The sequence below is a fragment of the Formosa sp. F44 genome, assembly GCF_056238645.1.
This window is the reverse complement of sequence record NZ_JBWDLJ010000001.1, coordinates 845,001-870,523: the sequence shown is the minus strand read 5'-3', so window position 1 is coordinate 870,523 and position 25,523 is coordinate 845,001. Positions and strand designations below refer to the sequence as shown.

Sequence of the window (25,523 nt, the reverse complement as noted above, 5' to 3'; positions counted from 1 at the left end):
AAGAGACACTATAATGATAACTTACATCTTTATCACATGCGCCACAACACCCTGAACTTTAAAATCGGTGGTTAAAATAATGGGCTGATGTTTCAAATTCGTGGAATGTGGTTTTAACACCACCGTACTTCCGTTATGTCTAAATTCTTTAACCGTGGCTTCGTCATCAATTAAAGCAAGAACCAAATCTCCAGTTTCTGCAGTTTGTTGGCGTTTAATGAGTAGTAAGTCGCCACTATCAATGCCTTTCGTATTCATAGAATCTCCTGTTGCTCTTAACAGAAAGTAATCCGATGGAGTTTTAACTAATTGTGTTGCTATGGGGATTTGAGCTTCTATATGCTCTTCTGCAAATACAGGCAATCCGCAGGCTACCGCTCCGATTAAGGGAATGTTTACGGTATCACTTTCAACCGTGTTGGGAAATACTGCTTTGTTTACATCTAATAAATCTCTGGCCTCAACGTGCAGAATATTGGCAATCTCGTACAATAATTCTAAGCTGGGTTGCCTCCTATTTTGCACGTAAGCATTCACCATATTATAACTCTTATTTAGCTTTTCGGCCAACCAGGTTTGCTTGATGCCTTTATCTTCTAATACCTCCTTAATACGATTCATAATCAATGGGTTGATCTCCAGATACAAATATACATAATTACATAATAGTATATCATATTATGAGATACTTATTGTTACTGTAATGCGATTATTTTAATATACAACGCCTTTTTTATAAGATTAAGTTGTAGCTTTGCGCCTTAAACTTAAACACTTAAGTATGTCTTTTGAACGTGTACAAGAAAAGTTAAATATCCTTGCAGATGCTGCCAAATACGATGTATCTTGCTCCTCTAGTGGTAGCAACAGAACCAATACCAATAAGGGCTTAGGAAATGCTTCTAATTCGGGGATTTGCCATACGTATACCGAAGATGGTCGTTGTGTGTCCTTGTTAAAAATACTACTTACCAACCATTGTATATTCGATTGTGCCTATTGTGTCACTCGAAAAAGTAACGATATTAAACGCGCCGCTTTTCAGGTGCAGGAAGTGGTCGATTTAACCATAAACTTTTACAGACGAAATTATATTGAAGGCCTGTTCCTGAGTTCAGGGATTTTTAAAAGCGCCGATTATACCATGGAACGTTTAGTCTCTGTGGCTAAAAAATTGCGGTTAGAAGAAAACTTTAATGGTTATATTCATTTAAAATCTATTCCGGGCGCTAGTGACGAACTTATGCGAGAAGCAGGTTTATATGCCGACCGATTGAGTGTTAATATCGAAATTCCGACAAAAGAAGGTTTAAAATTGTTGGCTCCGGAGAAGAACAGAGCCGATTTTATTAAACCTATGGAAAAGGTGAAAAATGAAATCATTCAATATAAGAATGAAAAGAAACTGATTAAAAGCACACCTAAATATGCACCCGCTGGGCAAAGTACCCAAATGATAGTGGGCGCGAGTGGCGAAAGTGATATGCAAATCATGTATACCTCAAATTACTTTTATAAAAACTTTAATTTAAAACGGGTGTACTATTCCGGTTATGTGCCTATTAGTTACGATACACGTCTCCCGCAAATTGGAACACCTGTGCCCATGTTACGTGAAAACAGACTGTATCAGACCGATTGGTTGCTGCGCTTTTATGGATTTAATATTAAGGAAATTCTTAATGAACAGCATCAGCATTTAGATTTAGATATCGATCCGAAACTGGGTTGGGCATTACGCAATTTACACGAATTTCCGGTAGATGTGAATAAAGCCGATAAACGCATGCTGGCACGTATTCCGGGCTTAGGAATGAAATCGGTATTTAAAATATTACATGCCAGACGTTACAGACAGCTCAATTGGGACCATTTAAAAGCCATTGGAATATCCTTAAATCGTGCGCAATATTTCTTGATTTGTGCTTCCAATAAATTTGAAACGCGTGATTTAACTGCTGAAAAAATTAAAGGTTTAATCTTACAGAATACCAAGAGTAAATATACCAGCATGCTTAGTAACCAATTAAATCTTTTTGGATAGTCTCATAGTATGGAAACCACTCTAATATACGATAGCTCATTCGATGGCTTCTTAACAGCGGTATTTACCGCATTCGAGATGAAATTAAAAACAGTGACTATAGTGACTGCAACACGATTTCAGCACCCTTTATTTGGTAGTTCTGAAACAGTGATTACCGACCAAGAAAAAGCAAATCGGGTGTGGCATGGCTTAAAAAAGAAAATGAGTGCGAACGAGTTGCGTCGCTTTTATTATGCCTTTTTAAGTGAAAAACTCACGGTGGAAGACACTTTATTTCAAGCTATGGTATATGTGTTTGCATCTAAAACCAACGTGGCATCAGATTTTACAAACGCGCATATTTTAGAAGTCTCAAAACTTACCAAAAATGTAGGACGAGAAAAACACAGGATGGAAGCGTTTGTGAGATTTAAACTGACCAAAGATGGGATTTATTTTGCGAATATAGAACCCGATTTTAACGTATTACCACTCATTAAAAATCATTTTAAAAAGCGTTATGCCGACCAAAAATGGCTGATTTACGATTTAAAACGAAAGTACGGGATCTATTACAACTTAGAACAAGTAGATATAATTACGTTGGAGTTTGATGCGGATTTCGATCCGTCTAAAACCTCCTCGGATCTATTCGCCGACATCGAATTGGAATTTCAGCAATTGTGGAACGACTATTTTAAAAGTACTAATATTGCATCTCGTAAAAACATGAAACTCCACATCCAACATGTGCCGAAGCGCTATTGGAAATATTTAAGTGAGAAGCAGTAGAACGATATTAGTATATTGTTTTCTAATAATGTTGTGTTTAGAATAAAAGCTTCTCGACTTCGCTCGAAGACCGGTGTAATGACATATTACGTTTTTAAAGGATGTTAGAGCATTAGTGAGAAAGAATTGCAAGATACGAACGAAGTTTGTCGAGAACTTAAAACTTTATCTATCTCTTTTTATTCTTAAAATGTGAATCATTTTTACATTCTGATAATCTTGGTAATAATTCCCAATTGTCATCTATTGCAGCTTGCTTCTTAGCATAAGACCATTTCTTTATTTTCTGTTCGTAATAATAAGCATCTTCAATATTTAGAAAATACTCCTGAAAAACCAAATGAACAGGTAATCGTGTTTTAGTATAATTTGCCCCTTTCCCAGATTGATGCTCAATAAGCCTTTTTACTAAATCCTTAGTACATCCTGTATAGTAAGTACCATCTGAACATCGTAATATATATAGATATCCAGGCATAATGTTGTGTGTTTAGAATAAAAGCTTCTCGACATCGCTCGAAGACCGGTGAAATAACATATTACGTTTAAGGGTGTTCGAGCATTAGTGAGAAAGCATTGCAAGATGCTTACGAAGCTAGCGAACGAAGTTTGTCGAGAACTTTAGAATGTAATTATTATGTCAATAAATTTAATGAATTCTACACTTTACTAACCTAAAAGAGCAAAGTCGAGAACAAAACATGTGATAATTAATTTGAACATAAAAGTAATATAATGCTATAACTAATAATACAATCTAAAATCCAATAATTTACAGAGTGCATAATGTTTTTGGTGCAATTCTTCCACCACATCAAACATATTATCGTCTTCATTAAATAAATTAAAAAACGCTTGATCCAGGTTTAAGCTATCTATGCCGTTATATGCATTACCATAGCCAGAAACTCCTTTGGCACCTGTAATATCTATAAAGTATTGCGCTTCTTCTTCGTCTAAATCTAGAATCTTTGCATTTGAAAAGTGTAAAATTTTGCCTTGTAAACGGCCTTCAAAAAGTTCGGCTATTTCCTGGAAACTGTAGTAATAGTCATTCAAACAGATGTTATTGGCTTCACCTTCCATAACCAAATAAATGATTTCATAATCGGTAAAATGATGATCGTCTAACACCAAACTATTTAAGCTCTCTTCTAGGCCTTCAATAGTATCGCATGTTTTATAGATACTGGCTATACCAAATTTCTGAATTAAATGTTCCAAGCTTTCTCGCGCTTTAGTACCGGTGTCGGTATCTATATCGTCCACGCCTTCTAAGCAGTAAATAAAATACTCTGAATCTATTAATTGGTGATGTGGATTTGACTGTTTTTCTAACAAGTTTTATGAATTTATGCGAGATATATGGTCTGCAAAATTAAAACAACAGTTTTAATCTTTAACACTTTTAGCTAACTTTTCTTTTAACAAGTCAATATCTAATGACTCTAACAAAGGAATTAAATTAGGATACATCTTTTTGTGATAACCAAAGCGTTTATCGGTAAACTCGGCAATAGCTTTGTCTTTACTCCAATTCTCGAAGACCATTCGAGATGCCGCAACTATGGCTCCTGTGCGATCGGAACCGTGCCAACAATGGATAAGTACTGGTTTCTGCGCCTGTTGTATGGTTTGTAAGGCGGTAAAAATATCATAGTCATCTAACGTCCCTGCTTTTAGTGGTATATTATATAAATCTAAAGTAAGGGCCTTAAGCTTATTTTCATCGGTGTGTTTTCGTCTTAGATTTATAACGGATTTAATGCCTAAGGCTTGCACCTCTTTCATTCCTTTTTTAGAGGGTTGTTCTGAGCGGTATAAATCAGCATTTAGTTGATATAAATTATGAAAATCACAGGTTTCGATGTACTTAAAAGCTAACTCTTGTGCCTGTAATTGTGGTGCACTTAAAGTCAGATATAGAAATGAAAAAAGTTGTAATAATGGACTTTTTAAGGAAATTTGCATGGGAGTAATTTGTGTAGCTTGTGCAAAGATAAAAAAAGCATGGCAAGATAGTGGTATGCAGTAGGTGCTTAATGAAGAACTTCGTTCGCTAGCTTTGTCAGTATCTTACCATTACTTCTCGACTCTACTTCGACTTCCCTCAGTACAAGCTACTCGAAGACCATTTTAATCATATTTTGCTTTACAGGGTGTTCGAGCGAAGTCGAGAACTTAGACTGCTCTTTAGTATTTCTAAAGGGTTTATGTTTTTCAGAATAAATCTACACTCTAAAATATATAATCTTCTTCTCGTCAAACTTCGTTTGCTAGCTTCGTCAGCATCTTACTATTTTTACTTAGTAATGCTCGAAGACCGTTTCAATCATATTTTGTTTTACAGGATGTTCGAGTGGCCTCGAGAACTTATACTGCTCTTTAATATTTCTAAAGGGTTTATGTTTTTCAGAATAAATCTACACTCTAAAATATATAGTCTTCTTCTCGTCAAACTTCGTTTGCTAGCTTCGTCAGCATCTTACTATTTTTACTTAGTAATGCTCGAAGACCGTTTCAATCATATTTTGCTTTACAGGGTGTTCGAGCGAAGTCGAGAACTTAGACTGCTCTTTAGTATTTCTAAAGGGTTTATGTTTTTCAGAATAAATCTACACTCTAAAATATATAGTCTTCTTCTCGTTAAACTTCGTTCGCTAGCTTCGTCAGAATCTTACTATTCTATCTTGCTAATGCTCGATGACCGTTTCAATCATATTTTGTTTTACAGGGTGTTCGAGCGGCGTCGAGAACTAAGAATTACATTCATGTAAAACCTCCACCTACATAATTTTGGATCTATATACGATTTAGAATAAAAAAAGCCCACCGCAATGGTGAGCTTTGATATATTTTGAAGGAAAACAGATTTTTATTCGTCTAATAATAAGTTTAACGTCACCGTAATATTATCACGTGTAGCTTTACTAAACGGACACATTTCGTGAGCTTTTTCTATTAAATCTTCTCCAGTTTTTAAATCTACACCTGGAATGTAAGAATCTAGTGTTGCTTCTAATAAAAAGCCACTTTTACCTTTACAGAATCCGATGATGGCTGTAACGCTTAATTCGTCTTCATCGATTTCAATGCCTTCACTTTTTGCAACGGCTTGAATGGCTCCACCAAAACAAGCGGCGTAAGCGGCACCAAATAATTGCTCTGGATTTGCTCCAGAACCGCCATCGCCTCCCATAGACTCAGGTACTGATAAGTTAAAATCTATCGGACTATCTTCTGATACGACGTGCCCTTTTCTTCCTCCTGTTGCAACCGAAGTTGCTTCATATAATGTTTTCATTGTTTACGTTTTTAAAATTTCCAAATTTAAAGATAAGACCATATCCCATGCTAATAAAGAGATTTGTCTTAAAATTCTATTAAATTACATAAATCTCTACCTCTCAAATGGTATAACTATAAAAAAAGCAACACTCATATTAGATATTGGCAATACAGGTCTTAAACCTGAAACTTTAAATTGCATTTAAAAGCGCAACGGCTTGAAGACCACTGTGAATAGCACCATCCATATAGCCACCACTTATTGTTGCTGTTTCTGTACCGGAAAACACTAATTTCCCGTGCATATACAACTTTTGAAATACTGAATTTCCGTACGACGGACTCATATACACCGAATTTAAGTGATCGTTAGACGTATTGGGATCGGCCGCCCAGTCTTTTTCTTCGTAATGAATATAGTCCCTAATTTCTGGACCTAGGTACTTTTCTAGGTATTTTAAAATGCGCTCTTGTCTATCGGATGCCGTTAAGTCTCGTAGTCCTTCGTTAACAAAGCCCATAAGACGGAATTCGGTTTCTGAAGCGTTACTATGATCGTACAATTCGGTGACCTCACTAATCTGACTAATTACTGTTCCCGACAGTCCTTGTTCTCGCCAAAAGGGACGCTTAAACGTTAGTCCCACCTTAATCGCATTACTCATCCATGTATGAGTTTTACCTAAAACTTGAGTGAGTGATTCGGGTAATTCAGGATCGAAAACAATATTTTTAACCAACTTAGGTGGTACGGTGACAATTAATTTGTCACAAGTATAGGCTGTCTTTTCGGTTTGTATGTGAATTTTGTCTTCATTTTCGGTAATCTTTGCCACTCGCGTATTCAAGGTGATTTTATCTTGAGCCCCAGAAGCCAATGCCTGTATTAAAGCTTCGGAACCATTTACTATACGCTGTGCCGCAGGACTGTTTTGGTCGCTTTCAAAATAATGTGCCGGTGCCATAGAATTGTAAACTAAAATACTTTTACCACCGCTAAACTGAGAAAATGACTTTAATTTTAATTGTTTCAAAACGGTGGACATATACGTATGATGATTCTGAAACCACGTTGCGCCCAAATCAATACCTTCTTTAGTATAAATCCGACCTCCAAAATGTGCTCTACTTTCCAGAATTTTGAAATCCTGTATGCCACGAGCTTGTAATTGATTTGCACTTGTTAAGCCAGATAAGCCAGCACCAATTATTATGTATTTTGAATGTAATGTAGACATGAAAAAATTAAAATTAATTAAAACAAAATGATATTTAAAGCTAAGGGAACGTCCCTCTTACCAAGGTTATTACGAGTAGGTTTTCTAAACCGTATTAAATATAAAGATTGAAGGTTGCATTAATGGGATGCAGACTGACAATATCGTCTGTTTCCTTTTCAGATGATGCAGACGCTTGTTCGGTTTTTAAAAGTGTAGTTAGATGGCTAATCTTATCGGTTAAGGCATCGATATCTTTCTGTAAACGCGCACTATTCGTATTGATTTTAGATCTCTGAAGTAGGAGTAATAAGATTATAACAATAGACAAAAAATATTCCATAAGGTCTTAAATTAAGGCGCTGTTAAAAAGCATACTTGCAATGTAGTATTTTTTTAGAGTTCTTACTTAATGTAACATGGGAAGTCTAAACGATTAGCTGTTAAACCCAAGTCTTGACTGCCTATATGGTTTCAATATCTTGTATGATTGAATCACATTTAATGGACTTGTCTATAATGTTTTTCAGCTAATATATATTGGTATCTAACTTCTCGTGAAGGTGTTATCAACGAGGTTTTAATAGCTGATTGAGAGTTGTTTAAACCAAAAAAAAGTTACATGATTCTGAATACTATTTTCGGTGAGAAAATACTATAAATGAATCATGTAACTATCTATAATAGCACAAAACCAGAGTTGGTTTTTAAAAGGTGCTAGAATCTAATTGCTTTGTAATTTTAGCTTTGTATTTAGCGTATAAGACGCTCCTGCTTTGGTGTTAGATTCCCAAGTTTTACCGTTGTAAGTCACCTTACAAGGCAACCCAAACTCCGAATGAATAACCACTTGTGTCAGTTTATTATTCTCCCAAGTCATATCAATTTCGAATCCGCCACGAGCACGAATACCTTTTACAGAACCGTCAGGCCAAGCCGAAGGCAATGCAGGAAGTAATTGAATTTGATCGGCATGACTCTGCATGAGCATTTCTCCGTATCCTGCCGTTGCACCTAAATTACCATCGATTTGAAATGGCGGGTGAGAATCCAATAAATTAGAATAAACCCCTCCTCCACTTTTTCCATAAATGGTTTTGGTTTCATCTACTAAATTTATAAGGCTACGCAATAGTTTATAAGCGCGTTCTCCATCGGCTAATCGTGCCCAAAAGTTAATTTTCCATGCACGACTCCAACCTGTACTTTCGTCGCCCCTAGCATTTAAAGAGACACGTGCGGCTTCTGCCAATTCGGGCGTCTGAGCCACGCTAATCTGACGGCCTGGATACAATGCAAATAAATGAGATACATGACGGTGATGATCTTCTGGATCGTCCTTATCTATTTCCCATTCTTTTAACTGTCCCCAACGTCCGATGGCCGGTTTTAAAAGATCATCTCTCATCTTCATTAACTTCTTTTTATATGCCTCATCATGTCCTAATTCATTTGCTGCTTCGATGGTATTGGTAAATAAATCGTAAATTATTTCTTGATCGTAGGTAACCCCTTCTTCAGGTTCGTATTTATATTGTTCTGGCGACCATCCGTCTGGAGTGACTAGTGTGCCATCGGGACGACGTATTAAATGATCTTCCCAAAACTGACAAACTTCTTTAAGTACTGGATAAGCCGTTTCGCGTAGATACGCTTTATCTCGGCCAAACGCGTAATGCTCCCATAGGTGTTGTGCGTACCAAGCACTACCAGGTAAATTCCACTTCCAAAATGAAATACCTGTAGGATTATTCATAGTTTGAATGGTCCATCCGCGAACATCTCCATATTCTTTTTGGGTATTTAATGCACTCACTTCTCGTAAGCTCGTCACATAATCTATAAAAGGCACATGACACTCGGCTAAGTTTGACGTTTCTGCTGGCCAATAATTCATTTCTAAATTAATATTAGAATGATAATCTCCAGCCCAAGCAGGTCGGTTACTATTGTTCCAAACGCCTTGTAAGTTTGCAGGTAAAGAATTAGGACGTGAACAACTAATTAAAAGATATCGTCCAAATTGGTAGAATAATGCCTCTAATTCTGGATCTGTAGATTTCGCTGTGGTATAATCTCGAAGTCGGTGTAATGTACTCTTTGCTCTAAGATTGTCTGCGGTTTTTCCTAAATTTAAATCGACACGACCAAAAAGATTTTGATAATCTGCCAAGTGTTCGCTAAATAAGGTATTTACGCCTTTAGTAATCGCTTCATCTACGTTTTTAGTGACTTTTGCATGAGGATGTTCTCCTAGCCATTCCGATTTAAAATCTTGTTTAAAGTTTGTACCAGCACTTAGTATTAAGGTTACTGCATCGCACTTTATTAAACGCAACCCTAAAGTAGGCATAAGCGTTCGCCCAGCAAATTCTGGTTTAGAGCTTTTTATTTCTCCTCCAGTGGTTAACACCTGTAATTGCGCTTCATATTCGTATCCGTTTTTCATGTCTCCAACCGAATAAAAGCGATTTTTATTTATCGTAATATCTGCTCCATGCATATCTGTTAGCCAAACATCTCCATTAAAAGCTTTCGGTTTATCTGCTGTTAATTCTACTACAATCACATTTGAAGGATGATTAGCAAAAGCACGCTGTACGTAATGTATTCCTTCGTAATCGTATTCTACACGGTGAACAGCCTTGCTGATATCAAGTTCGCGTTTGTAGTTGGTGACTTTAGAAAAATCGTGACCTAAGCGAATAAAAACATCACCAAAAGCTTGATGGGCTCCCATGTTTTCTTCAGTTACATCTTCTCGCGCCATACGATCGCCACTCCACAGACTAATCTCATTAAATTGAATACGTTCTATATCGGTACCACCAAATAGCATAGCGCCCATCGGACCGTTACCAATAGGTAGTGCTTCTGTCATCCAAATCTCAGCAGGTTGCTCGTACCAAAGGGAGAGCGGATTATAATCAGGGCTTATTTGTGCATAGGCACTGTTAATGGTCGTGACACACAGGACGGTGAACAGCCAAAATAATCTTAAGGTAAAAATGTTCTTCATTGTATTTAATTATGGTTAGTAAAAAGGGGTTAAATGCTAAGCTAAAATGATTTTATTGTGAGACAGAATACAGCCAGCCGAGCGTTTAAGGTCTTGAAGATAGCAATTTTATACGTGGTAGATAAAATTAATTTCCTAGAGTTAATAAGGCCTAAGGAGGTGTTTCGACTAGGAATTGAGAATTGCATATTCTTAACGTAATATAATTAATAGAAAATACTCTAATGAATACGTTGATTAATAAACAATTAACTGTAAATGGTTTTATTTAATCTGCTTGTTATCAGTTAAATATAAAACCCATCGAATTGGTAGCCTATGTATTTAGAAGAATCTTGTGCTTAGTGCGCTTATAAATTCGTTAATTTTACAATGACTTTTAATACTAATAAAAATATGAATACCCCAATACAATCGATTCTCGTAAAAGACTTAGACGGCGTTGCAGTAGAGCTTTTAGAGAGGTACAAAAATAAAATCTTGTTACTTATTATCTACAATAACGATTGTTTGGGATGTACAGGTCGGGCGCTTCCGCTAGCATACGAATTGCAACAGACGTACCCTACGATTCAGGTTGTAGGGATTCATGCCGACTTTAACAACAGAGTTGGTACAAAAGAGAATATTAAAGGTGTGTTTACCAGTGGAGAGATTCCGTTTCCAATTTATATAGACCATGATCATAAAGTTTACGATCAGTTTAAGTCGGAAGGTACACCACAATGGATTCTAATATCTGAAAAAGGGGAATTGTTTCGCTCTATATTTGGCTCGCAAGCGAATGCAAAGAATCGTTTATTTTATGCTTTGGAAAGTCTTGTAGGTGGCGATATTTAACTTAAAGATTGTTTAGGTTTATTGTATAAAAAACCTACTATTGAATAAATATATACACTTCTATGGATTCTGTGTAAGACTATAAATATCTTTTAATTTTACGGATTAATCTTCTATAAAGCTTTTTATCTGACGCGACATTTTTTTTAGGAAAAGGAACATTAGGAATTGGCACATTTAGAAAAGGACAAAGGGTTTCCCAACCATCGCCGTTAATGACATCAAAGACTAAAAAATTGTCTGTTCTTCCTTTAAAATAGGCATTGGCCTCTTGGTAGTGTTTTTTAAATAGAGTCTCCCAAGCTTCCCTATCAATATCCAACCAAACAATATCTGCTTGCGGATCTTTCCGTTTTTTAATCTGATTGTTTTTGACGTGTTTTTCGCGACTATCTAACCAACCTTTTAAATCTCTTGTGTTTAATATAAATTTGCTCCCTGGATACTGCTCGTCAAATGCTTTAAATATCTCTATAGTGTATTGCTCCTGATCCCAGTCGGAAAACGCATCATAAGCCTCTAAACCCTTCAAAATATTATGTCTTGACAAGTAGTTATTTAGAATAATTTCCTTGATATCGTTACCATGATCATCTTTGAAATGGACGCTTTTTAACCCTAGAATATTAAAAGCTTCATGCAAGGACGATGTTCCCGTTTTATTTAAACCAATACAAAATACTTTATTACTCATTTTTTATACGTTCTAGCAAATAACACAGTTTGCTTTAATTATACTATATATTCAAATATAATATATATTCAATCTGTAACATCCGTTTTCAATATTTAAAAAGGCTTGCTTCTAGGGTGTCGTTTTAACTTATATCAAAAGATTTCATTGTTTATAATCTTGTTTTAACCACTCCGCTTTAGTGATTTCGTAAGATCTGTCGGTGCAATTATCCCGTTCATTATAAAATTCTTTTACGGGTGTCATAAACGTGTTTAATATTTTAACCGATCCTAAATTTGCTATATTAACATCTGCAGTCACTTTGTTTACATGCGTGTGCTCAAAATAATATCTCAGCATGCCTTTAGTGGTTTCTTTACCATAACCATGTCCCCAATAGTCTACTCTAAACCGATACCCTAATTCTTTTTCGTCATCCTTATTTATAAGGAATAAAGCCAATCCAATAAGCTCCTTCTTCCCTTTTATAAAGATACCGCAAGCGCATTGCCTATCCCTTAAATCACTTCGTTTTAAATGTAGGTTTTTGGTGAATCTGTCGGTTACTTGATTTTCGGTAAATGCTTTTTGAGGGATAAGTTCCAAGATTTTTGGGTCTGTTAAGAGTTCAGAAAAATAGAGCTTATCCCTATTCTCTAAACGCTTTATTATTAATCTTTCGGTTTCAAATATCTTCATGATTGCCATGGGCTTGTTGGTACCACTAAATCTGGAATAAACATGTTTTAAGCTGAAAAAAATGTAATACTTTATAAATATTACCCCCTAAAAACCTACAATATAAAACTGAATTTGTGATGTTTACTATTAGTCCTTTTAAGCAGGATTACATGCCAGATTGTTTTGCGCGATGACATCGGAAATTGCATTCCAAAGTTCTATTCGTTTTTGTAACGCTTGTTTGGCTACATCTAAAGTTTCCTCCCATTTTTGGTCATCTTCCTGGCATAATTCTGAAATCATTTTAAGAGATAACGGACCGTGTTCATCGCCATCCAATTCGATATGGCGTTCCAGGTAGTAATTTAATTTGTTATAGCGTTTATTTTCAGAATCTGAATTTTTAAGAATTTCGATAAACATATCAGGAATTACATCTTCTCGTCCGAATGTAAATGCCGAAGCTACAAGGTGAGGTTTATTGGTGTCGATAATGGAGAATGAAAATCTCACAAAATCGGCTACTCTGGGATCAATAGGCAATTCGTTTAGAGCATATTCAACCGAATTCCCTTCTCCTATAAGTGCTATAAAATTATTAATTTCATCTGTACTTGCATGCAATTGTTTCATGGCATCTAAGTACATTTCAAAATGACTTTTTGGTTCGCCCAATTCATTTATATCGCTTTCTTCTCCGTGAACAATTTCATTTATAAATCTGGCTAAAGTAGCATTTTTTGGTGGTGTCCACGGTGTCTGTACGCAAGTTAGATTGATTTGAAGATTCTTTAAAAGCGACATGAAATCCCATACTGCAAATACGTGATTTTCCATAAACACCTTAATATCGTCTATGCTATTAAGATTATTATACAGTTTATGGTTTTGTAATTGATTTCTTAATTCAGAAATTTCACTTTCAATGTATTCTACTTTATTCATTCTATTCTTTTCTTTTATGTCGTTTTCTTAATGCTGTTGTATTAAGTATATTAATGTAATATGTATTATAGAACATGCTTTCATGTAAGACGCCTTCTAAAAACAAGGGTCTAAATTACTAAAAATTGATAGAGTGTCCGAAAAATCCTAAAAATTCAGCAAATACACCAGCACAATTTAAGTTCTAACTATGATTTAGAAATTCTATAAACAAAAAACACCGCTTTATATAAAGCGGTGTAAGTTAAAATACAAATGTCTAAGGTGTGTTATAATCCTTTTTTTAATTCTTCAATAGTTTTAGCCATAACAACTCCCGGTAATTTTACTGGTGCTGCCACTTCGGCTAAGAATGTTCCGTTAACTTCTCCTGTTTTGTAGGTTGTAAAACCAATACGGTATAAACCAACAGTTAATGCTTTTGTTGGGTTTCCAACTTCGCTTTGGTATCTTAATAAAGAATTATAGCTACTGCCGCTTGGTTGTTTTGGCATTTCAGTACTATCGTCGTTACTCGCAAGTTTAGTCCACGTTGCGCTTTTTACAGCCTCTTCAGAAATCTCGTCTTTAGTAAAAATAGTAGAACGTTCTAAGGTAATATACGTGTCAAAATAATCGCTAGATGATGCGTTGTCTAGATAAGCTGCCGATTCTATAGCATCTTTTACTTTTGTTTTAGCTACAGGCGATAACATTCTAACGCCAAGTTCTGGTGCTACAGCAGGAATCCATAAGTATATGTAATAGAATTTTTTACCATCTACCACTTCATCTTCATTACCTGCAGCCGCGTAGCCTAAATAAGAAATAACGTCTGTGTAAGGCACTTGAATGGTTTTAGGTCCAACTTTTTTCTCTATTGAACTTCCAAACTTTTTTAATTTTTGTGCTTCTGCGTTAAAAACAGAACAGACAGCGAATACTGATAATACTAGTAATTTAAGTTTCATTTTTGTGTTTTGGTGTTATGTTAATATATAGACATTTGTAATTTTATAGTAATTCGAAAGACACAGATACACTATGGATTTGTGTAGGTAAAGTGCCATAACTTTGCACATATTGTTCACTGCTATTTGTATCGTTAATGCTAACAATTTCCCCAACTTTTTTATTTAATTGTTTAGCCATAGCCTCTGCTTTTTCTTTTGCATTAGCGATAGCTTTTGTAGAAAGTGCTACCAATTCTTGACTTGTTAAATCTTTGGTTTCTACATCGACATTGACTACAGACATTCCAGCAGATTTTAATTTCACTATTTTTCTAACTTCAGCTTCGTCTGAGGTTTTTAAATAGTAACACGCAGTTTCCCTGTTTTGTGAATACGACATGGCGAATTCATAATGTGTGTTCTTTTTAAATTTGTTAAAATCTATGCCTGCTTCTGCTGTCTTTTTTATGTAATTTTCTCTTACCACATCTAAAGAGGTCGCTTCAACTTCGCCTTGTCCCTCGTACACCATAACTTGTTGTAAAGCTATTAGAATGGTATAACTGTCGTCGGTCACATGTTTTTCTGTTTCTCCAATAACCGTAATTGTATTTTTACTGTTTTGCGCCATACTTGGCACTGTAATCAATAGGAGCATTAAATAGATAATCTTTTTCATAATAATTGAGTGTATAATGTTTAATTTTTTAAAAGAATAGAATGTTAGCGACTATCATCCAAACCCCAACACATAAGCCAATTAGACCTAGTTTTCCTTGTTTTGGGGCCAATTTTTCTCTAAGAATCACCGCTTTTTCTATAGCCATTTCGTTTTTAGATAAGACATACTTGTTAATTAAGCTAAAGCCAAGCATAAAGCCTAAAACCGCTTGAATGATATTTCCTGCCAATAAGGTTCCCCACCAGATTGGAAATGTAGAAATCCATCCTAAGTTTAGTATGGAAAACACTATACCCCAAACGCCATAAAAGCAGAATATTAATCCAATCCAACCTTGATAAGGTTCTATTTTTTCTAAGAGTTCCTTGGCATTAGGTTTTTTTGATAATAATAAAGAGGGTACTGCGATAATGCTTAATAAAATAAGTGTAATTCCGAAAATCATAATGTGTTTTTAAAGGTTAAATGTTGTTTAGTTTTTTGAATAAACACATCATCTATTATTGAGATGCGTTTCAAATTCTGAAGCAAAATTAGACGAATAGTCTCTGCTGTTTAACCCCTTATTAGGTGAAATTAAATATCCCTGAATACAGGGAGCATAACCCTTATTTTACTGATTTTAAATACATTATTTGTTATTGGTTATAGCGCAAAGACTTGGATGTTCTCACTTTAAACTAGATGTTAAGTCTGCGGACAGATAAAATAAAAAAGGTACTATTTTGAATAGTACCTTTTGGTGTCTGATTTAAGTATAGTTTTTAAGAAACATACCCTTTTTTAATGGCGTATTTGGTGAGCCCTGCTAGGTTTCTCACATTTAGTTTAGTAATCAGGTTTTTCCGGTAACTCTCAATAGTGTGTTTACTTAAAAAGAGCTTATCGGCTATTTCTTGAGTGGTAAATTCTTCTGCGATCAGGGAGATCACTTCCACTTCTCGCTTTGTAAGTTTAATGTCCTGATCTTTATTTTTTTCGAATTTGTTTTTAAGATAGATATCTTTAATTTCTCGAGAGAAATATTTTTCTCCACCCAAAATGGTTTTAATCGCTTTTAGAAATTCTTCTTTTTGTGCATTTTTCTGAAGGTATCCGTCTACATCATTCGCGATAAGATCGTCTATAATATCGGCCGAGTTATGCATACTCACCACTAAGGTTTTTATATTTCTGGAGCTGTTTTTAATCCACTTATTAAGAGCGATACCATCAATTTCGGGCATGGTTACATCGGTAATAACCAAATCTATTTGTTCTTCGGTATTTATAGAAATATATTTCTGCACGTCGCCTCCATGTTTTCCAGTGTATACAATATGGTAATCACTTTCTGTGCTTAGTATACTTATTAAACCATCTAAAAACATTTTATGATCGTCGGCTATGATAAGATTATGCTTCATTTTAATTATGCGTTTAAGGGAATTTCTATATTTATACTTGTACCACGATTGGGTATAGAATCTATATGTAAAGTCCCATTATAATTTTCTACTCGTTGTTTTATATTGGTTAAGCCAATACCTAATCTGGTTTTCGATACATCAAACCCAATTCCATCGTCTTCATATACAAAAAAGATACAGGCATTTAAAAGGTCTAACTGAATATCTATAGTATTGGCTTGGGCGTATTTAAGCGTATTGGTGGTTAATTCTTGAAATATGGAAAACAATTCGTTTTGTAAGTTTTTATTTAAGGTGTTAATTTTATCCTCATCAAAAAACGACAGATTCACACGTATGTTACTCGCCTCTTCTACCGTGTAAATATATTCCTTAATTAAAAAGACAAGGTGTTTTTCTCTAATTTTCTTAGGTAATAAATTATGCGATAGGTTACGCACTTGCTCGTAGGTATCGTCTAACTGACTGTAAATTAAAGCCATTTTTTCAGGATGATTTTTAAGCTGACTGAATTGTAATTTTATCGCCGCCAAATTACCTCCAACACTATCGTGCATTTCTTGCGCAATCTTTTTACGTTCCTGATTTTGTCCTTCTACAGAGGCTTTAATAAGCTTTAATTCTTGATCTTTTTTTAGTGAATTAACGCGCTGTTCGTTAATCTCTTTTTCTTTTAAATTAAGCAACCCTTGTGCTTGTAGTTTTTGGTAGTAGATAATTAAAAGGGCCACAATAGGTACAAGAAGAATGAAAAATGCAACTAGTACCACGTATTTAATGGTCTTTTCGCGATCTAATTCTACCGCCTTTAAGGCTTCCTTTTCTTTGAGTAAGGCAATCTCGTTTTGACGTTTTTCAGCTTTATTTTGAAATTGTAAAACCTGATTCTCGTTTTGTTTAGCAATTATGGCTTGTTGCAGTTTGTACTTCTCTATATCTGCATCTTTATTTTTAATATTTAAACTCTTGTTTAAGTTTTCAATCTCCAATAACTTAATTTTTTTCTCTTTTTCAAGGGTTTCAAATTGGACTTCTAACCTATTAATTTCTTGCTCTTTTTGAGAGTTTTCAATAGAATCTTTTATCAAATAATAACGTTTACCGTAATGGTAAGCATTCTTAAAATCGCTATTTCTAGCCGAAATCTTTTCTAACATAAAGTAGGAATGCATTAAAACATCTAGAGACCCTAAAGTCATTGCTTTTGGTAATGCACTGGTGTAGATTAAAAGGGCGTCGGTATTTCGTTTTTCATTATATAAAACGGTACCAATTTTATCTGAAATAATAAGATCTAGATTTTGGAACCCATTTTCATAACTTATTTTTTTGGCTTCGTAAAATTGATGCAAGGCGTTGTCGGCTTCGCCAATACTCACATAATTATCGCCTATATTTATTAAGACGTTAATTAAGGCTTGCTTTTGATTCGGGTCTTCTACGCAAATCTCCCTAGCTTTTTGTAAATACGTATTAGAAATTTTATACTGATTTAAGGTAGAATAAATAGAACCCAGGTTAATGTAGCTTCCTAAAATAATTTCTTCATCCTTAGCATTATTAATACATCTTTTAAGTAGTTCTAAGGCTTCAGTGTTCTTTCCTAAGGCAATATACGTACTTGCTAATCCGTGTATATGGGTGTAGTATAAATTGGTTTCGTTATGGGTTTCACTTAGTTCTGCTCCTTTAATATGCCATTTTTTACTTTCGTGATATAAGCCTTTATTTTTGTTATTTATAGCGAGTAATTGATAAGCTAAAATAGTTAACCGTATGCTTAATGAATCGTTTACAGTGGTTCTGCTTTTAAGGGCTTTTTGGGTATAATAAATAGAAGAATCTATCGCCGCATATCTGTTGTGATAGTAAGCCAAAAGTAGATTTGTATTCACGATTGCCTTATTAGTCTTAAACGTAGGCAATAACCGGTGAGCTTCCTGATATGCTTTTTTGTCCGAACCGTTATTTAAATAATAGAATAGCGAATCTATACTTTTATTTTCAGCTTCAATAACCGTCGCCGTTTGTGCCATACATAGAGACGTATAGCAGAGACACAAAAAGATAACTATATGTTGGAGCTTAAAAAGCATGCGCAAATGTAGGCAATGTAGCACATATAAGTATCCCCGAATACCGTGGTTTAAACGTTTTATAAAAACGATAGCGTTTTACAATATATGTTTGGTAAATCATAGATATTCTAAACGCTTTACTGCGGATTCTTAACAACCAATGAGCCTAAGATTAAAAATAACAAATAAGCCAACGCCATATAACCAAGATAACTATAAGAGCCAAACGTAGAAAAACAGTAACTAAATAAACTCGGGGCTACAGCACTTGCAATAACCAAAAAACTCATCACTTTTCCAGTTATGGCACCCAAATGTAATCGGCCATAGTATCTAGGCCAGGTTACCGCATTAATTACTGCAAATAATCCGCTTAAAAGTCCTAAACCAACTACCAACGCATACACACCCATCGGGTGAGATAAAAACAGCAAACCACAAGATGCCAATACGCCTGCGCCTAACATGGCGTACAAATATATTTTATGATTAATGTAATCGCTTAAAATATTACATAGGGTAGATACGGATAACGCTATAATGGAAATGGGAATAAAAATAGCAATGGCATGTGCTCTATCATACCCCTGAGTTTCAAAGATAGAAACCACATGAAAAGTAAACCCAGTGGCAAAGAAACTATTGAAAGCTAAAGTTAAACCAAACATCCAAAAGCCCCGGGTTTTCTTAGCGTCATCTAAAGTGAAATCTTTAAGTACTTTTTTGGGTGCATCGACCGCTTTCTTTATTCGTTTTTGAACACCATCGGGTACCAAATTAAAATCTTCTGGCTTGTTGCGATACAATTGTAAAATGCAAAAGCTAAATATAAATAAACACACGGCCAAAATCTGCCAACTGCGCTCCCACCCGTGACGTTCTATCAGGTAATTAAGTACCAAAGGCGAACTGGAAAATCCTAAGGATACAGTAACACTACTTATGGCGTTAACTTTTCCTCGGTTTTTATCGAACCATAACATAATCATATTTCTAGATGCCATGGTTAACACACCTTGTCCGCTAAAACGAATAAAGAAAAACAAGATACACATCACCCCAAAAGGTACAATCCACGTGGTTAAATTAAGCATGCTTTTAATGCCTTCGCTAATCTGAACAGAAACCGCACATAGCATTAACGAAATTCCTAAAACCAAGGTTGCAAAAAAAGCCACATAGCGTGCGCCAAAGCGGTCGAATAAAATACCCGCTTTTGATACAAAGAAAGCACTAAGTAAAGTCCCAAACATATAGGCGTTACTAAACTGATTACGACTTAGCCCCAAAGCATCTTTTACCGGATCTGTAAAAACAGACACACCTACTGTTTGCCCAGGAATACTTGCAAGAACGCCAATACTTCCTATAAAAAGGACGATATAACCATAGAAAAAAGGAAATTTGTTTGGGTTGATGAACGAAAATTTATTGGAAACTGACATGATATAATTTAAGGACCTTAAAAGTAACAGTTTTAATTTAGTGCAAGACATGAAATACTCCTTTTTTATGCAATCGTGAACGAGGCATTATTTCATTTATACCATAGCAATTAGTGCTTAAAATCAGTTAGATTGACCAAAATACGAGTTAATTTTAGTAAATTAGATAACGCGAAAGCATCTACGTTAATAATCGGATTAAATGGAGTAACACGTGGTATATACATGCCTTAACTTGTGAATCTTTGAAAACGTAATTGGTGTTGAAAGGCTAATTGATGTCAAATTATTTTAGTAAATCAATCAACTAATACGGAACATACAACTCAAACAAAACCATATATAAATCATGAAGAAAATAGATTTTAGCAACTTAAAGGCCGTATTTGTAAATTGTACTTTAAAGAAATCCCCCTCGATAAGTCATACTCGAAATCTCATGGATGTGTCCATAGATATTATGAAATCTGAAGGTGTTTCTGTTGAAACTATACGCTTAGCAGATTACGATGTTCCTGCTGGTGTACAACCGGATATGACTGAAGAAGGATATGATTACGATGAGTGGCCGGATATTTATAAAAAGATTATCGATGCCGATATCCTCGTTATCGGAACACCAATCTGGTTGGGAGAACGCTCTTCTATTGCTTCTAAATTAATCGAACGTTTATATGCGATGAGTGGTTATCAAAACGATAAAGGTCAGTATGTATATTATGGAAAAGCTGGAGGATGTATCGTAACAGGAAATGAAGATGGTGTAAAACATTGTTCTATGGGTGTGCTCTACGCATTGCAACATTTGGGATATAGCATTCCGCCACAAGCCGATGCCGGTTGGATTGGTTCTGTAGGTCCTGGACCTAGTTATGGAGATACCGAATGGAAAGGCGAAAGTATCGATCCGCCTGTAGGTCACGACTCCGAATTTACCAACAGAAATACAACCTTTATGAGTTACAATTTAATGCATTTAGCTAAAATGTTAAAAGCTCAAGATGGTTACCCAGCTTACGGAAATTCTAGAGAAGCTTGGGACGATGGAACCCGATGGAATTTCTCTAATCCTGAATATAGATAATACTTTAATATAAAATGTAAAAGCTTTAATGCGGTCTGTACAGATCACATTAAAGCTTTTTTTATGCCTTGTTATTTCCTAAAATATAGAGTCAAAATTATCTATAGGTAGTGGCAATATTCTTAAGATGAAATCTTGGCGTTGAAAATTAACGTAATTTAATAATGCTATATGGATTTATATATTACTTTTGCCGGCTTAAAATAATTATCAAGAATCTCCATAAAAAGAGATAGCAACCTGCATTAACAAGCAAGGTGCTAAATAGATAGGCCAATTATTTGGAACAAATGTTAAATCATATTTTCTACTTATTTGCTACTATGCTCTTTTTAAAACGACTATAAGATGGCAAATATTACCAAAAGAACACCTCAATTTTCAGCGTTAATTCCGCTTTTTGTATTCATACTTACGTTTTTAGGTGTAGGTATTTATCAAAACGATTTTTATGCACTTCCCTCTCCAATAGCCGTTATTGCCGGTATTATTGTTGCCTTTTTAATGTTTAGACAATCCATAGATTCTAAAATTAAAACCCTACTAAAAGGATGTGGCGACGATAAAATATTAACCATGTGCCTTATATATTTACTTGCTGGTGCTTTCGCCGCAGTAGCCGATGCCACAGGAAGTGTAGATGCCATTGTTAATTTAGGATTAGATTATATTGCGATTCAATACATCTACGCGGGCGTTTTTATTATCGCTGCTTTTTTATCCTTATCTACAGGAACTTCGGTAGGATCTATTGTTGCTTTAGCTCCAATAGTTGTGAGTTTTGCCGACAAAAGCACAGCCGATTTAGCCATTTTATGTGGCGCTCTCTTAGGAGGTAGTATGTTTGGCGATAACTTGTCGGTGATTTCAGATACAACCATCGCAGCCACCCAATCTTTAGGTTGTAAAATGAGTGATAAATTTAAACAGAACATTAAATTGGCCATCCCCGCGGCCGTTATTACGCTTATAATTTTAGTTGTTCAAGGTTTAAACCTAAAAGCAGATGATACAGCACTGGTGGTTTACAATTATTCTGTAATTAAAATTCTACCTTATATCTTAATTATTTTACTTTCTATTATCGGTATAAATGTCTTTGTTACCTTATTAATTGGAACACTTTTTACCGGAGTAATTGGAATTATTTATGGCGATTTTACACTGTTAGAAGCTACTAAAATTAGTTATGAAGGGTTCACAAACATGACAGAAATTTTCTTATTGTCCTTGCTTACTGGCGGACTAGCAGCCTTAGTAGAAAAAAACGGAGGAATTGATTTTATTTTAATCAACATAAAAAAATTCATCAAGAATAAAAAGTCTGCGCAATTTGGTATAGCGGTCTTGGTAAGTAGCATTAATATGGCGATTGCCAACAATACCGTTTCTATTATTATATCTGGATCTATCAGTAAAACCATAAACGACGAATACCAATTAGATCGTAAAAATACGGCATCAATTTTAGATGTTTTTGCCTGTATTACTCAAGGGCTTTTGCCTTATGGAGCCCAGGTATTAATGATTTTAAGTTTCTCCAACCAAGATTTAAACTACATCGACTTAGTGAGCAACACTTGGTATTTACTCTTTTTATTTTTGTGCACGGTAGCCTTCATTGGTTTTAAACCTGTTTCAAAATAACAAGTGGAACCGCTTTAGAAATTAGGATTGTTTCTCTTTTACACGCTGTTTATTGCAGTCAATATTATAAGCGATAGCGCTAAAGATTGCAAGACTCCTGTGTTACATTGTGCTCTAATTGAAAAAATAGATCACATGAGAACATTAACAATCACTTCACTACTATGTTGCGCATTCTTTTTAGTTTTAGCTTGTAACGACGACGACGATAATAATGGAGAAATTCCGAGTAATGATGTCCCAGAAACCGCGGGTATTGGTTACATAGAAACGAATGAAGATCCAACCAACATATACAACGCCTTAATAGCGACTTTAAATGCGAATGATAACATCGGGATTGTTGCCGAGGTCAATCATACTGCAAATGCCGAAAACGCAGGTTTAACTTTAGATTATACCAGAACCGTATATTTCGGAAATCCAGCACTGGGTACACCACTTATGCAAGATAATATTCAAGCGGGATTAGATTTACCACAACGTATTTCGGTTTATACAGATGAGGATAATCACACTGTTGTTACATATAATTCCATAGATTATATTATTAATAGACATGGTCTAGGTACGGTGTCGACCACCGATATGATTGGAAATGCATTGGCCAATATTGTAAATGCATCTACCGGAGAAGAGGTGACTTTAAATCCGATAGAAAATTCAGCTTCAAAAGGAATTATTTCTGTTTCTAGTCCGAACGATTTCGATACCACCTACTCCAACATCATAAATACACTGAATAGTTTAGAACCTATTTCAATTATAGCAGAATTAGATCATCAGGCTAATGCACAGAGTGCAGATTTAGACTTAGGTCCTGCTAAACTTATTATTTTTGGTAATCCTGCTTTAGGTACTCCATTAATGGAAGACTCTAGAACCATGGCTTTAGATTTACCTCAAAAAATGTTAGTCTATCAAGATGCTGAGAGTAGCGTACATATTATATACAACGATCCGTATTATATCGCCGATCGTCATGATGTAGATGATAACGACAATACATTAAGTACTATAGCTCAAGCCTTAGAAAACATCGCAAATTCTGGAGCTTCAGAATTGTAATTGTCATTTAAATCAATACCATTATGGACAGTAAATTAAAAGCATCAGATGTCTTTGTAAAAGCCTTGGAACATGAAGGAGTCGAATATATATTTGGACTTCCAGGCGAAGAAAACTTAGATATTCTAGAATCTATTCGAAAATCTAAGCAGATTAAATTTATACTCACCCGGCACGAACAAGGTGCCGGGTTTATGGCTGCCACTTATGGTCGTCTTACCGGAAAACCAGGCGTGTGCTTATCTACTTTAGGTCCTGGAGCTACTAATTTAATGACGCCTGCGGCTTACGCACAATTGGGTGCCATGCCCATGCTCATGATTACGGGGCAAAAACCCATTAAGAAGAGTAAACAAGGAAAGTTTCAAATCATCGACGTGGTCGAAATGATGCAACCCTTAACCAAATACACCAAGCAGGTTACGCATGCCAATCATATTCCTTCTATGATTCGTGAAGCATTTAGACTGTCTCAAGAAGAGCGTCCCGGTGCTGTGCATATCGAGTTACCAGAAGATATCGCTCAAGAAAAATTGGACGAACTTAAATTATTTAAGGTTGTAGACGATAGAAAACCGATACCCGACCAAAAGGCCATAGCGCAAGCCGTAACGTTAATAAAAGCAGCGTCTAAACCATTAGTGCTTATTGGTGCAGGAGCGAATAGAAATCGGACAAGCAAAGCACTTACCGATTTTGTAGATACTATTGGAATTCCGTTTTTTAATACTCAAATGGGAAAAGGTATAATTGATGAACGTCACGAGTTATATCTCGGAACCGCCGCATTGTCTAACGACGATTTTCTTCATGAAGCCGTGAATAAAGCCGATTTAATCCTAAATATCGGACACGACACTATTGAAAAGCCACCTTTTATTATGGAAGCAGAACGTGACCAAAAGGTGATTCACGTGAATTATTTCGCCGCTGAAATAGATCAGCTGTATTTCCCTCACTTAAATATTATCGGAGACATTGCAACAAGTGTCAATCAGCTTACCGAAGCTTTAAAACCAGTCGCAAAATCTTGGGATAATACGTTTTTCCTTAGAGTTAAAGATAATGTGTGCAAACACTTAACCACCTACGAAGACGACAATCGTTTTCCTATACTTCCGCAACGTTTAGTAAAAATAGTGCGGGATACGTTGCCTAAAGATGGTATTGTAACCTTAGATAATGGCATGTACAAATTATGGTTTGCTAGAAATTATAAAGCGTATATGCAAAATACCTTAATTTTAGATAATGCCTTAGCTACTATGGGCGCTGGCTTACCATCGGCTATGATGGTGAAAGAATTATATCCAGATAAAAAGGTGATTTCTATAAATGGAGACGGTGGCTTTATGATGAATGCTCAGGAACTTGAAACGGCCTCTCGACTACAATTAGATCTTATTGTTATTATTTTAAATGATAATGGATATGGTATGATTGAGTGGAAACAAGAAGACGAAGGTTTTCCTAAATATGGTCTGGAGTATACCAACCCAGATTTTGTTAAATTAGCCGAAAGTTTTGGTGCCGTTGGGTATAAACCAGATTCGGTAGACGCATTTAAAACAGCATTAGATAACGCATTACATTCTAAAGGCATTCAACTTATCGATTTAGCTATCGATTATTCGTTAAATCATGAGATACTAAATGTACTTATTAAAGAATTTTCTGAAAAATTAAAATCTTAA

At 35.3% G+C, this 25,523-nt stretch carries 24 protein-coding genes, 1 pseudogene and 1 riboswitch; of the genes and pseudogenes, 7 read left to right on the top strand and 18 right to left on the bottom strand.

Going from position 1 to position 25,523, the window contains the following annotated elements; genetic code table 11:
* Positions 1–21: 21 nt before the first annotated feature.
* Both lexA and AC0UBM_RS03655 read right to left on the bottom strand, forming a co-directional pair.
* Positions 22–471 (bottom strand): transcriptional repressor LexA, encoded by a 450-nt coding sequence (lexA, locus tag AC0UBM_RS03660; RefSeq protein WP_262486729.1) that lies wholly within the window; start codon positions 469–471, stop codon positions 22–24.
* Positions 445–621 (bottom strand): annotated as a pseudogene (locus tag AC0UBM_RS03655) (helix-turn-helix transcriptional regulator); the annotation flags it as partial. The gene lexA and the pseudogene AC0UBM_RS03655, both read right to left, overlap by 27 nt.
* A gap of 160 nt (positions 622–781) precedes the next feature.
* On the opposite strand from AC0UBM_RS03655, the gene AC0UBM_RS03650 reads away from it, so the two are divergent.
* Both AC0UBM_RS03650 and AC0UBM_RS03645 read left to right on the top strand, forming a co-directional pair.
* Positions 782–2,044: a putative DNA modification/repair radical SAM protein gene (locus AC0UBM_RS03650; RefSeq protein ID WP_475687686.1), complete on the top strand. Its 1,263-nt coding sequence runs from the start codon at positions 782–784 to the stop codon at positions 2,042–2,044.
* A 9-nt stretch (positions 2,045–2,053) separates the two neighbouring features.
* Positions 2,054–2,818, top strand: a complete 765-nt coding sequence (locus AC0UBM_RS03645) for a TIGR03915 family putative DNA repair protein (RefSeq protein ID WP_475687685.1) — start codon at positions 2,054–2,056, stop codon at positions 2,816–2,818.
* A 169-nt stretch (positions 2,819–2,987) separates the two neighbouring features.
* On the opposite strand, the gene AC0UBM_RS03640 is transcribed toward AC0UBM_RS03645, so the two are convergent.
* The 7 genes from AC0UBM_RS03640 to AC0UBM_RS03610 all read right to left on the bottom strand — a co-directional run bounded on the left by AC0UBM_RS03640 (position 2,988) and on the right by AC0UBM_RS03610 (position 10,342).
* Positions 2,988–3,296, bottom strand: coding sequence for a GIY-YIG nuclease family protein (locus AC0UBM_RS03640; protein WP_475687684.1), 309 nt, complete (start codon positions 3,294–3,296; stop codon positions 2,988–2,990).
* Between the two features lie 266 nt (positions 3,297–3,562).
* On the bottom strand, positions 3,563–4,159 hold the full coding sequence (locus AC0UBM_RS03635) for a DUF6642 family protein (protein WP_475687683.1): 597 nt from the start codon (positions 4,157–4,159) through the stop codon (positions 3,563–3,565).
* A gap of 51 nt (positions 4,160–4,210) precedes the next feature.
* Positions 4,211–4,789, bottom strand: coding sequence for a dual specificity protein phosphatase family protein (locus AC0UBM_RS03630; protein WP_475687682.1), 579 nt, complete (start codon positions 4,787–4,789; stop codon positions 4,211–4,213).
* 904 nt (positions 4,790–5,693) lie between these two features.
* Entirely contained in the window at positions 5,694–6,122 is a 429-nt protein-coding gene (locus tag AC0UBM_RS03625) for an organic hydroperoxide resistance protein (RefSeq protein ID WP_414034488.1), read from the bottom strand.
* A gap of 175 nt (positions 6,123–6,297) precedes the next feature.
* Positions 6,298–7,344, bottom strand: coding sequence for a flavin monoamine oxidase family protein (locus AC0UBM_RS03620; protein WP_475687681.1), 1,047 nt, complete (start codon positions 7,342–7,344; stop codon positions 6,298–6,300).
* A 94-nt stretch (positions 7,345–7,438) separates the two neighbouring features.
* Positions 7,439–7,666 carry a hypothetical protein gene (locus AC0UBM_RS03615; protein WP_475687680.1) on the bottom strand — a complete coding sequence of 76 codons (228 nt, stop codon included), beginning with the start codon at positions 7,664–7,666 and terminating at the stop codon, positions 7,439–7,441.
* A 381-nt stretch (positions 7,667–8,047) separates the two neighbouring features.
* The gene (locus AC0UBM_RS03610) at positions 8,048–10,342 is read right to left on the bottom strand and encodes a glycoside hydrolase family 95 protein (RefSeq protein ID WP_475687679.1); all 2,295 of its coding nucleotides are present in this window, start codon (positions 10,340–10,342) and stop codon (positions 8,048–8,050) included.
* A 396-nt stretch (positions 10,343–10,738) separates the two neighbouring features.
* On the opposite strand from AC0UBM_RS03610, the gene AC0UBM_RS03605 reads away from it, so the two are divergent.
* The gene (locus AC0UBM_RS03605; RefSeq protein ID WP_475687678.1) at positions 10,739–11,182 is read left to right on the top strand and encodes a TlpA family protein disulfide reductase; all 444 of its coding nucleotides are present in this window, start codon (positions 10,739–10,741) and stop codon (positions 11,180–11,182) included.
* 79 nt (positions 11,183–11,261) lie between these two features.
* Here AC0UBM_RS03605 and AC0UBM_RS03600 read toward each other — a convergent pair whose 3' ends face one another.
* The 9 genes from AC0UBM_RS03600 to AC0UBM_RS03560 all read right to left on the bottom strand — a co-directional run bounded on the left by AC0UBM_RS03600 (position 11,262) and on the right by AC0UBM_RS03560 (position 20,030).
* Positions 11,262–11,876, bottom strand: a complete 615-nt coding sequence (locus tag AC0UBM_RS03600; RefSeq protein WP_475687677.1) for a sulfotransferase family protein — start codon at positions 11,874–11,876, stop codon at positions 11,262–11,264.
* 144 nt (positions 11,877–12,020) lie between these two features.
* Entirely contained in the window at positions 12,021–12,557 is a 537-nt protein-coding gene (locus tag AC0UBM_RS03595) for a GNAT family N-acetyltransferase (protein ID WP_475687676.1), read from the bottom strand.
* Between the two features lie 138 nt (positions 12,558–12,695).
* Positions 12,696–13,484, bottom strand: coding sequence for a DUF3050 domain-containing protein (locus AC0UBM_RS03590; RefSeq protein ID WP_475687675.1), 789 nt, complete (start codon positions 13,482–13,484; stop codon positions 12,696–12,698).
* 269 nt (positions 13,485–13,753) lie between these two features.
* Positions 13,754–14,434, bottom strand: a complete 681-nt coding sequence (locus AC0UBM_RS03585; RefSeq protein WP_475687674.1) for a Lipl32 family lipoprotein — start codon at positions 14,432–14,434, stop codon at positions 13,754–13,756.
* Positions 14,435–14,477: 43 nt separating this feature from the next.
* Positions 14,478–15,095 (bottom strand): SIMPL domain-containing protein, encoded by a 618-nt coding sequence (locus AC0UBM_RS03580; protein WP_475687673.1) that lies wholly within the window; start codon positions 15,093–15,095, stop codon positions 14,478–14,480.
* A 28-nt stretch (positions 15,096–15,123) separates the two neighbouring features.
* The gene (locus tag AC0UBM_RS03575; RefSeq protein ID WP_414034498.1) at positions 15,124–15,543 is read right to left on the bottom strand and encodes a hypothetical protein; all 420 of its coding nucleotides are present in this window, start codon (positions 15,541–15,543) and stop codon (positions 15,124–15,126) included.
* 319 nt (positions 15,544–15,862) lie between these two features.
* Entirely contained in the window at positions 15,863–16,504 is a 642-nt protein-coding gene (locus tag AC0UBM_RS03570; RefSeq protein ID WP_475687672.1) for a response regulator, read from the bottom strand.
* A gap of 5 nt (positions 16,505–16,509) precedes the next feature.
* A complete protein-coding gene (locus tag AC0UBM_RS03565; RefSeq protein ID WP_475687671.1) occupies positions 16,510–18,543 on the bottom strand; it encodes an ATP-binding protein in 2,034 nt (677 codons plus the stop codon).
* A 179-nt stretch (positions 18,544–18,722) separates the two neighbouring features.
* Positions 18,723–20,030, bottom strand: coding sequence for an MFS transporter (locus tag AC0UBM_RS03560; protein ID WP_475687670.1), 1,308 nt, complete (start codon positions 20,028–20,030; stop codon positions 18,723–18,725).
* A gap of 349 nt (positions 20,031–20,379) precedes the next feature.
* Between AC0UBM_RS03560 and AC0UBM_RS03555 the strand changes: the two genes are divergently transcribed.
* The 4 genes from AC0UBM_RS03555 (at position 20,380) to AC0UBM_RS03540 (ending at position 25,523) form a co-directional block, all read left to right on the top strand.
* Positions 20,380–21,114: a flavodoxin family protein gene (locus AC0UBM_RS03555; protein ID WP_475687669.1), complete on the top strand. Its 735-nt coding sequence runs from the start codon at positions 20,380–20,382 to the stop codon at positions 21,112–21,114.
* A gap of 202 nt (positions 21,115–21,316) precedes the next feature.
* A riboswitch (SAM-I-IV-variant riboswitch) is annotated at positions 21,317–21,415 on the top strand.
* 47 nt (positions 21,416–21,462) lie between these two features.
* On the top strand, positions 21,463–22,761 hold the full coding sequence (locus tag AC0UBM_RS03550) for a Na+/H+ antiporter NhaC family protein (RefSeq protein ID WP_475687668.1): 1,299 nt from the start codon (positions 21,463–21,465) through the stop codon (positions 22,759–22,761).
* A 135-nt stretch (positions 22,762–22,896) separates the two neighbouring features.
* Positions 22,897–23,829: a DUF302 domain-containing protein gene (locus AC0UBM_RS03545; protein WP_475687667.1), complete on the top strand. Its 933-nt coding sequence runs from the start codon at positions 22,897–22,899 to the stop codon at positions 23,827–23,829.
* 23 nt (positions 23,830–23,852) lie between these two features.
* Entirely contained in the window at positions 23,853–25,523 is a 1,671-nt protein-coding gene (locus AC0UBM_RS03540; RefSeq protein WP_475687666.1) for an acetolactate synthase large subunit, read from the top strand.

Coding starts and splice junctions, on each gene's coding strand:
- AC0UBM_RS03650 (WP_475687686.1), top strand. CDS start 782: ATGTCTTTTGAACGTGTACAAGAAAAGTTAAATATCCTTGCAGATGCT.
- AC0UBM_RS03645 (WP_475687685.1), top strand. CDS start 2,054: ATGGAAACCACTCTAATATACGATAGCTCATTCGATGGCTTCTTAACA.
- AC0UBM_RS03640 (WP_475687684.1), bottom strand. CDS start 3,296: ATGCCTGGATATCTATATATATTACGATGTTCAGATGGTACTTACTAT.
- AC0UBM_RS03630 (WP_475687682.1), bottom strand. CDS start 4,789: ATGCAAATTTCCTTAAAAAGTCCATTATTACAACTTTTTTCATTTCTA.
- AC0UBM_RS03625 (WP_414034488.1), bottom strand. CDS start 6,122: ATGAAAACATTATATGAAGCAACTTCGGTTGCAACAGGAGGAAGAAAA.
- AC0UBM_RS03620 (WP_475687681.1), bottom strand. CDS start 7,344: ATGTCTACATTACATTCAAAATACATAATAATTGGTGCTGGCTTATCT.
- AC0UBM_RS03615 (WP_475687680.1), bottom strand. CDS start 7,666: ATGGAATATTTTTTGTCTATTGTTATAATCTTATTACTCCTACTTCAG.
- AC0UBM_RS03610 (WP_475687679.1), bottom strand. CDS start 10,342: ATGAAGAACATTTTTACCTTAAGATTATTTTGGCTGTTCACCGTCCTG.
- AC0UBM_RS03605 (WP_475687678.1), top strand. CDS start 10,739: ATGAATACCCCAATACAATCGATTCTCGTAAAAGACTTAGACGGCGTT.
- AC0UBM_RS03600 (WP_475687677.1), bottom strand. CDS start 11,876: ATGAGTAATAAAGTATTTTGTATTGGTTTAAATAAAACGGGAACATCG.
- AC0UBM_RS03595 (WP_475687676.1), bottom strand. CDS start 12,557: ATGAAGATATTTGAAACCGAAAGATTAATAATAAAGCGTTTAGAGAAT.
- AC0UBM_RS03590 (WP_475687675.1), bottom strand. CDS start 13,484: ATGAATAAAGTAGAATACATTGAAAGTGAAATTTCTGAATTAAGAAAT.
- AC0UBM_RS03585 (WP_475687674.1), bottom strand. CDS start 14,434: ATGAAACTTAAATTACTAGTATTATCAGTATTCGCTGTCTGTTCTGTT.
- AC0UBM_RS03580 (WP_475687673.1), bottom strand. CDS start 15,095: ATGAAAAAGATTATCTATTTAATGCTCCTATTGATTACAGTGCCAAGT.
- AC0UBM_RS03575 (WP_414034498.1), bottom strand. CDS start 15,543: ATGATTTTCGGAATTACACTTATTTTATTAAGCATTATCGCAGTACCC.
- AC0UBM_RS03570 (WP_475687672.1), bottom strand. CDS start 16,504: ATGAAGCATAATCTTATCATAGCCGACGATCATAAAATGTTTTTAGAT.
- AC0UBM_RS03565 (WP_475687671.1), bottom strand. CDS start 18,543: ATGGCACAAACGGCGACGGTTATTGAAGCTGAAAATAAAAGTATAGAT.
- AC0UBM_RS03560 (WP_475687670.1), bottom strand. CDS start 20,030: ATGTCAGTTTCCAATAAATTTTCGTTCATCAACCCAAACAAATTTCCT.
- AC0UBM_RS03555 (WP_475687669.1), top strand. CDS start 20,380: ATGAAGAAAATAGATTTTAGCAACTTAAAGGCCGTATTTGTAAATTGT.
- AC0UBM_RS03550 (WP_475687668.1), top strand. CDS start 21,463: ATGGCAAATATTACCAAAAGAACACCTCAATTTTCAGCGTTAATTCCG.
- AC0UBM_RS03545 (WP_475687667.1), top strand. CDS start 22,897: ATGAGAACATTAACAATCACTTCACTACTATGTTGCGCATTCTTTTTA.
- AC0UBM_RS03540 (WP_475687666.1), top strand. CDS start 23,853: ATGGACAGTAAATTAAAAGCATCAGATGTCTTTGTAAAAGCCTTGGAA.